The organism is Vibrio thalassae, from assembly GCF_900089835.1.
GTDB lineage: Bacteria > Pseudomonadota > Gammaproteobacteria > Enterobacterales > Vibrionaceae > Vibrio > Vibrio thalassae.
In genome coordinates, this window is record NZ_OANU01000044.1 from 19,755 (window position 1) to 27,851 (window position 8,097).

At 42.3% G+C, this 8,097-nt stretch carries 5 protein-coding genes and 1 pseudogene; 2 read left to right on the forward strand and 4 right to left on the reverse strand.

All coding sequences use genetic code 11. The annotated features are described in order from the left end of the window. Nucleotides 1–19: 19 nt before the first annotated feature. The gene (gene nrdD, locus VTH8203_RS13260; RefSeq protein ID WP_096994107.1) at nucleotides 20–2,140 is read right to left on the reverse strand and encodes an anaerobic ribonucleoside-triphosphate reductase; all 2,121 of its coding nucleotides are present in this window, start codon (nucleotides 2,138–2,140) and stop codon (nucleotides 20–22) included. 284 nt (nucleotides 2,141–2,424) lie between these two features. Between nrdD and VTH8203_RS13265 the strand changes: the two genes are divergently transcribed. Further along, complete coding sequence (locus tag VTH8203_RS13265; RefSeq protein WP_096994108.1) at nucleotides 2,425–3,327, forward strand: endonuclease/exonuclease/phosphatase family protein; 903 nt, start codon at nucleotides 2,425–2,427, stop codon at nucleotides 3,325–3,327. A 32-nt stretch (nucleotides 3,328–3,359) separates the two neighbouring features. On the opposite strand, the gene VTH8203_RS13270 is transcribed toward VTH8203_RS13265, so the two are convergent. The 3 genes from VTH8203_RS13270 to VTH8203_RS13280 form a co-directional block, all read right to left on the reverse strand. After that, the gene (locus tag VTH8203_RS13270; protein WP_096994109.1) at nucleotides 3,360–3,548 is read right to left on the reverse strand and encodes a YgaP family membrane protein; all 189 of its coding nucleotides are present in this window, start codon (nucleotides 3,546–3,548) and stop codon (nucleotides 3,360–3,362) included. 81 nt (nucleotides 3,549–3,629) lie between these two features. Further along, the gene (locus VTH8203_RS13275; RefSeq protein WP_096994110.1) at nucleotides 3,630–6,806 is read right to left on the reverse strand and encodes an efflux RND transporter permease subunit; all 3,177 of its coding nucleotides are present in this window, start codon (nucleotides 6,804–6,806) and stop codon (nucleotides 3,630–3,632) included. A gap of 9 nt (nucleotides 6,807–6,815) precedes the next feature. Then, a complete protein-coding gene (locus VTH8203_RS13280; RefSeq protein WP_096994111.1) occupies nucleotides 6,816–7,820 on the reverse strand; it encodes an efflux RND transporter periplasmic adaptor subunit in 1,005 nt (334 codons plus the stop codon). A gap of 165 nt (nucleotides 7,821–7,985) precedes the next feature. Here VTH8203_RS13280 and VTH8203_RS25705 point away from each other — a divergent pair. Then, a pseudogene (locus tag VTH8203_RS25705) lies at nucleotides 7,986–8,097 on the forward strand (IS982 family transposase); the annotation flags it as partial.

The window sequence follows — 8,097 nt, forward strand, 5'->3', positions numbered from 1 at the left end:
TCTTTATGCCTATTAGTGATTAAAGGTGCTTGACGCGACGCTTCACTTCTTCTTGTTTGCCAAAGTTGAATGGACGTGCATCCGGACTACCTAAATAGCCACAAACACGGCGCGTAACCGATACTCGTGTAGAGTCATGGTTACCACACTTAGGACAAGTGAATCCTTTACTAGTGCAGTCGAATTCGCCCATATAGCCGCACTCATAACACTCATCAATTGGAGTGTTGGTTCCATAATAGGGAACACGTGTATAGCTATAGTCCCAGACATTTTCTAGTGCTTCGATATTACGTTGCATATTGGGGAATTCGCCATAACAGATAAAACCACCTGAAGAAACTTCTGGATATGGCATTTCAAAGTCTATCTTGTCGTATGGATTCACTTTCTTCTGTACATCTAAGTGGAAACTGTTTGTGTAATAACCTTTGTCAGTGACCCCTTCGATAATACCAAATTCTCTTGTGTCAATTTGACAAAAGCGGCTACACAAGTTTTCACTCGGTGTACCATACAAACTAAAGGCATAACCCGTCTCTTTTGCCCACTGGTTAACCACTTCTTTCATATGTTTGATTACGTCTAACGCCATGTCACGCATAGCGTTGTCGTCGTACATATGAACATCATTACCAAACAGTGCGGTTACCATTTCATGGATACCAATGTAACCAAGAGAAATAGAAGCACGACCATTCTTAAAGATTGGTGCAATCGAATCATCCGCTTTTAAGCGTACACCACACGCACCTTCCATATAAAGAATCGGCGCGACACGTGCTTTAACTTTTTCTAGACGACTAATTCGTGTTTCAAGCGCTTTGCGGGCAAGTACTAAACGATCATTGAGTAATTCATAAAACTTATCAACGCTACCTTGTGCTTTGATAGCAATACGCGGCAAGTTAAGGCTAACAACGCCAAGGTTATTGCGTCCTTCGTGTTGCAACTCACCATTCTCTTCGTATGTACCAAGGAAACTACGGCATCCCATTGGGGTTTTAAATGACCCTGTCACTTCAACCACTTTGTCGTAGTTTAAGATGTCTGGATACATACGCTTTGATGCACACTCTAGTGCTAGCTGTTTAACATCGTAGTTTGGATCTTCTGACTTATGGTTAAGTCCATCTTTAATGGCAAATACCAGTTTCGGGAATACCGCTGTCTTGCGATTTTTTCCTAAACCAGCGATACGATTTTTTAGGATTGACTGTTGAATCAGTATAGATTCCCAACTGGTACCCAAACCAAAACCAAAAGTCACAAATGGTGTTTGACCATTCGCGGTATGCAAGGTATTCACCTCATACTCTAAAGACTGGAATGCGTCATAACATTCTTTTTCAGTACGTGCTTTAGCAAACGCCTCAGGTTGGTGAATGTCCCACTCTTGAGCAATTTGTAGGTGCTTGTCATAACTTGCTTTAACGTAAGGTGCCAACACCTCATCAATGCGGTTGATAGTAGTGCCACCATAAATATGACTAGCCACCTGCGCAATAATTTGCGCCGTTACCGCTGTCGCGGTTGAAATCGACTTGGGAGTATCGATCTCTGCATTACCCATTTTAAAGCCATGAGTTAACATGCCTTTAAGATCAATAAGCATACAGTTGAACATTGGGAAAAACGGAGCGTAATCCAGATCGTGATAATGAATGTCCCCTTCATCGTGAGCCTGAACCACATCACGAGGAAGAATACGAGTTTTCGCATAGTGTTTAGCAACAATACCCGCTAATAAATCTCGTTGTGTTGGGATAACCTTGCCGTCTTTATTCGCATTCTCATTAAGAAGATCAGCATTACTCTCTTGAATCAGACCTTCAATCTCTTTGGTCAAAGCGCTTTTCTTTTCACGAGCAATATCACGATCATGACGATATTCGATGTATGAGCGAGCAAGCCCCTTATACGGGCCTTGCATCAATTCATTTTCTACCGCCGTTTGAATTTCTTGAATGTCGACGTGTTCGCAATCCTGCAGTTTAAGCTCTACCGCTAACGCCACATTTTTAGCGTAAATTTCAAGCTCTTTATCTGCATGTTCCGCCGCACTTACCACAGCAGCTTCAATACGATCCTTTGTAAACGGAGCACGAGAGCCGTCTCTCTTGATTACGATTGTTTTCACCCTTTCTCCTTACCCAAAGCATACTCACAGAGTTATCCACAAACACACTATATAGGGTTGTTACTTTTTATTCTGACACAATATATTGTGGTGTATTTAACGAAAAGCACCAAATCAAAGTATTGATATGGATCAATAAAAAATGGGTAGTGGACAAGAAGAATTCGATCTAGATGAAGTAGATCTCATATGAAGGAAAAACAAAATTTTTCAGGAAAATATGGTCAATTTTAGTTGCATTTTTAGCAAGGCTTGCGGCACATTGGCTCTAAAGGAATCTGACAGTGATAGTTAATATGAAACGAACGTTAAGTCATTACACAAGTGTTGTTGGCCTAATCTTGGGAATCTCTATTTTTCCTACATTGGGAACAGCTACGACATTAACAACTTGGAATATTGAATGGTTGACGTTAACGCCATCGAGCAAATTTAAGTCAAGTTATAGAGATTCAGATGACTTCGCAGCCTTAAGGAGTCACTTTACAGCCATTTCCCCGGCCGTACTCGCGTTTCAAGAAGTTGATAGCACAGACGCTATCGAAGAGGTAGTTGGCTCTAACTACACTATTTACCTCTCTGACCGCTCTTTGCCCGTCAATCGGCACCATCAATTCGGTGCGATAAACCAGTACACAGGGTTCGCCGTTCGAAACGACATTAAAGTTGTAAACGTAGCCGACTTTCCTTTAACTAAAGGAAATCGATTAAGATTTGCGTCAGCCATCAAGTTAAAGGTTAATGGAGAAATGATCAATCTACTCTCTTTGCATCTAAAGGCTGGTTGCAGTGGTAAATTCACAAATCAGAATTCCTGCCATACCTTAAAGAAGCAAGGAAAGGTATTAAATAGCTGGCTGCATCAAATAGAATCACAAAACGAAGCGTACGTATTACTTGGTGACTTTAACCACAACTTGGCGTATCGAGATGACTGGCTGTGGAAAGCAATCACCAAGAACTTAAACACAGTACCACGTTTAAGCTCTCAGCATACCCAAGCTGACTGTAAAGTGAGATCTCGTAATAACCCATCAAAAACACATCAATTTCGTTCGCTAATTGACCATATTGTGGTTAGTCCGGAACTTCGAACCAGCCCCGCTCAACAAGATACTATGCCTGTAAAAGACGTATTAAATTATCAAATGAGTGACCATTGCCCATTGAGTATAGAATTATATTGATCATCGAATACTTATCTTACTAACGTTCGGTGTCACTCTTTCAACCCCAATTTCATTAGCACTTTCTTAGGTGGGCAGAAGCCAGTAAATCCGCTTTGGATTAGGTTTAGACCAATAAAAACAGTAAACCAAATAAAATGTTCACTGACGTACAATGTCAATAACAGTGATATTAGTAGCATAGTGCCCGCTAGAATTCGAATACCATTTTCGACTTTCATTTACAACTCCTTTAATTAGCTATTGCTAATTCACAAGTTTAAAAAAATGGCCTCGCTATCCTAATAACGAGGCCATTACTATTAATAATTGGTGCTTACGATACCGCGCTTAAGTGCCACATAGTACAGAATTGGTATAACCAATAATGTCAGGACAGTCGAAACGAAGATGCCAAAGATTAAGCTAATAGCAAGTCCGTTAAATATCGGATCATCGAGAATAAAAACCGCCCCTATCATTGCAGCTAAAGCCGTTAACATAATTGGTTTTGCGCGAACGATTGCTGATTCAATAACAGCCTCTCCAAGCTCGATTCCATCTCGCAACTGGTGATTTATGAAGTCCACTAACAGTATAGAGTTCCGAACGATAATCCCGGCTAACGCTATCATGCCAATCATCGACGTTGCTGTGAACTGAGCCCCTAATAAAGCATGCCCTGGCATGACCCCAATAATAGTTAAGGGAATAGGCGCCATAATGATCAACGGAACTAAATACGACTTAAATTGCGCTACAACAAGTATATAGATCAGTACCATACCAATAGCGTAAGCAATACCCATGTCTCGGAACGTTTCATAGGTAATCGTCCACTCTCCATCCCAGAATATCTCCACGTCAGTTAACCCTGACGGTTGATTAATGAAGTACTGTTCAACATCTAAATTTTTATCCGCCATCGAGGTTGAAATGTCTGCCATACCATATAGAGGGCTATCCAATTCTCCGGTCATATCCCCGACAACCATAATCATTGGGACTAGGTTTTTGTGTACTATGTAGTTATCCATCGGTTGTTGTCGAACTTTAATCAAGTCAGCCAATAAATATTGTTTTCCATTTGCCGCACTGATCTTCATATTCATCACTTGCTCAAGTCGAGCCTTAGCACTCTCTTTCGCTTGGATTTGAATTGGAATAGGGTATTTGCTCTGCTCACTGTGCAAATAGCTTACTGCCTTACCACCAACAGCCGTCGCAAGTGAATCGACGACGGATGAGTAGGCAACCCCCAATCTAGCCACTTTTGAACGGTCAATCACCACTTGCCATTTTTCATGAGATTCTGGTAAATAAAGATCGACATCTACAATATCGTTTGTCTCTCGGAAGATTTCCCTAAGTTGCAAAGCTGCCTGTTCACGTACTTCTTGAGTCGGACCGTAAACTTCCGCCAAAATCGGTGACCAAACTGGTGGACCAGGAGGAACTTCGACTACTTTTGCTTTGCCACCGAATCGTTCCGCGATTTTAACTAATGCAGGTCTAAGCTGTGAAGTAATCTCATGACTAGAGCGATCCCGTTCAGACTTATTGACTAAATTGACCTGAATATCCCCTTTTTCTGGTGCTTGACGGAGAAAGTAGTGACGAACTAGACCATTAAAATTAATAGGGGCTGCCGTACCAGCATAGATTTGATAGTCACTTACCTCCTCCACTTCATTGAGTACTTCACTCATCTCAAACAATGTTCGCTGTGTACGCTCTAATGATGTTCCTTCCGGCATATCTAGGATGACTTGAAATTCAGATTTATTGTCAAAAGGAAGCATTTTCATGACGACCAGTTTCTGTACTGGCAGCCACATTGAGACAAAAATCGCGATCATGATACCCGCACCGAGCAGCAGAAGATTGCGTTTCTGTACACGACTCACCACGAATGGGGACATAAGCTTTTTAAAGAATGTAGCTTGTTTGTTACTGACTTTTTCGTGGTGAACTTCCCCCTCTTTTAGAAGGATACGCGATAGCCAAGGAGTCAGTACAAAAGCAATGACTAATGAAATTAACATTCCCATCGACGCGTTGATCGGAATCGGACTCATATACGGCCCCATCAACCCTGATACAAATGCCATCGGCAGCAATGCCGCTATAACTGTAAGCGTTGCAAGAATCGTTGGACCACCCACTTCATCTAAAGCTCCTGGAATAAGATCAGCCAATTTCTGGCCACCTTTGATCATATGTCGATGTATATTTTCCACGACAACTATAGCGTCATCCACCAGAATACCAATCGAAAAAATCAGTGCGAACAGTGACACTCGGTTTAACGTAAAACCCCAAGCCCAAGAAGCAAACAGTGTCAGTAATAGCGTTATAATAACCGCTACTCCAACAACAACCGCTTCCCGTATCCCCATTGTGACCAAAACCAATAGCACTACAGCGCCAGTGGCAAAGGCAAGCTTACCAATTAAAGTATTCGCCTTATCTGCGGCAGTTTGACCGTAGTTTCGTGTGACATCGACTTGAACATCATCTGGAATCAGCGTGCTATCTAATTCCGCAAGGCGCCTTTCTATCGCTTTTGCTACGTCAACTGCATTCTCTCCGCTTTTCTTCGCAACTGCGATCGTAACAGCTGGTTTAAGGGTGACCTTATCGCTTGTCCATACAACTTTTGTCGGTGTGTCGATCCCAATATCGACAGTAGCAATGTCAGCAAGGTAAACGGGCTGATTGTTGTGAAGGCCAACAACCAACTGCTTTACTTGATCTACGTTTGTTAAAAACTCACCGATTTGTATAGGGACTGCCTGATTATCCTGAGTAAGAGTTAACATTGGTGATGCAGAGTTTGCATCAGGAAGCATTCTATTAAGGGAATCAATTGTTACGCCGTAACCTGACATTTTGGCAGGGTCAAGTCTAACGTCTACAATCGTCGGTTGACGTCCAACGGTATAAATATCTCGTGTCCCTTTGATCCTCTTCAATTCGGTTTCTAACCCATGAGCGACATTCGTCAACTCCCGCAGTGCCGGAGACTCCCCTTTTGGTGATAATGTCACATTGACAATAGGTACATCTTCAATCCCACGAGGCTTAATCAGTGGCTGACCTACCCCCATGTTATGAGGCATCCAATCATTATTTGAATATAATTTGTTGTAGATTTTAACTACTGCTTCATTGCGTGGAATACCAACTTCAAAAATGGCGACAATCATCGCTCCACCTGGCTGTGAGAACGAGTAAATCTTATCTATGCCGTTTATTTCCGAGATGATCTGTTCTGCAGGATTAGTTACTAAGCTTTCAACCTCTCTAGGAGAGGCTCCGGGGAATGGGATATACACATCCGCAAAGGTTACATCAATCTGTGGCTCTTCTTCTTTCGGAGTGACCGCAATTGCTGCTAGCCCTAAAAGTAGTGCAACCAAGGCCAATAGAGGCGTCATTGCGGAATTCTGAAAAGCCGCAGCAATTAGCCCTGAAATCCCTATCTTGTTACTGCTCATGTTGTTCTCCTATTTGTCTGCCAAATACGACACAGCATCGGATACGATAATATCGCCAACTTCTAGCCCACTAATGACCTCTAACATCTCTCCATGTTGTTGACCAATTCGGATCGGATTCATAATTACTTTTTGATTATGTACACGATAAACGACACTTAACTCGCCTCGGCGAAGCGCAGCACTTTGGGGAATAAACAAAGATTGCTTTTCACCATATCGGAAAGCGACCTTAACCCACTCGCCTGGTAATAAGTTTTGGGGCTCCTCTAGAAGCTCCAAACGGAGCTTAAATGCTCTAGACTGTTGATGTGCATAGTTAAATAGCTTTGCTTCATAAGGTTCAAGTGTTTCACCGGTAAGTGTGGTGATGCTAAATTGCTCCGGTTGCTCTACCTGGTCGCGGTAACGTTGAGGAATATCGGTGACAACACGAAGAGGTGATAGCGAGAATCCCGTAATCAGTTGAGTGCCCGGCCCTACAGTTTCTCCTAGTTCGACATAACGCTGAGTGACAACACCTGTATAAGGAGCTGTAATACTGGTATAACCCAAGGATTCTTTGGCTTGAGTCACTGCAGCATTCGCTTGTTTGACATTCGCAATTGAAGAGCGAACTTCTGCTTCTGCTGCATCAAGACGTTCTCTAGAAATAGCACCTTTCGGAAACAACTCTCGGTAGCGTCTAACCTGTGCTGTTGCTTTAATATTTTGTGCTTTGGCACTATTTAGCTGAGCAAGTGCTGCATCAAGCGATGCCGATTGTTGCTCTGCACTGATTTCAAGAAGAACATCACCTTGATTGACTATATCGTTAACATCCACATTAACGGCCACTATACGACCAGACGTTTGCGCAGCTAACGTCCCGCGGTTTACCGCCTCAACTGTACCATCCAACTCTATAATCTTTTTGGTCTGCGTTAATCCAACACTGATAGTGTCATAAGCAAATGCAGGCGAGAGGAAGACAAAACTGGTCAGCAACCACCACTTACTAATTCGAACACTCATGGTAGACTCCATTTTTAATTTAGTTTTATCTAATATAAGTACTTTATTTAGCTTTGTCTAATATTATTAATTAACCTGAACTCGGGATAAAAAAAGAAGGGAACTAAAAGCTGGTTCTGCGATCAGATCTTTCGACCAAGAGAGACTTATCACAAGGAACCAGCTATGCACAAATTAGTGGACTTATTTTGCCATGTCGATGACTTTTGTCAGGCTTTTCTACCCCAGTGGCAAAAACTTCAGCTTGAGAGCGGCGTACGGAAGCGTAATCGCAAAG

Coding starts and splice junctions, on each gene's coding strand:
- VTH8203_RS13270 (WP_096994109.1), bottom strand. CDS start 3,548: ATGAAAGTCGAAAATGGTATTCGAATTCTAGCGGGCACTATGCTACTA.
- VTH8203_RS13275 (WP_096994110.1), bottom strand. CDS start 6,806: ATGAGCAGTAACAAGATAGGGATTTCAGGGCTAATTGCTGCGGCTTTT.
- VTH8203_RS13280 (WP_096994111.1), bottom strand. CDS start 7,820: ATGAGTGTTCGAATTAGTAAGTGGTGGTTGCTGACCAGTTTTGTCTTC.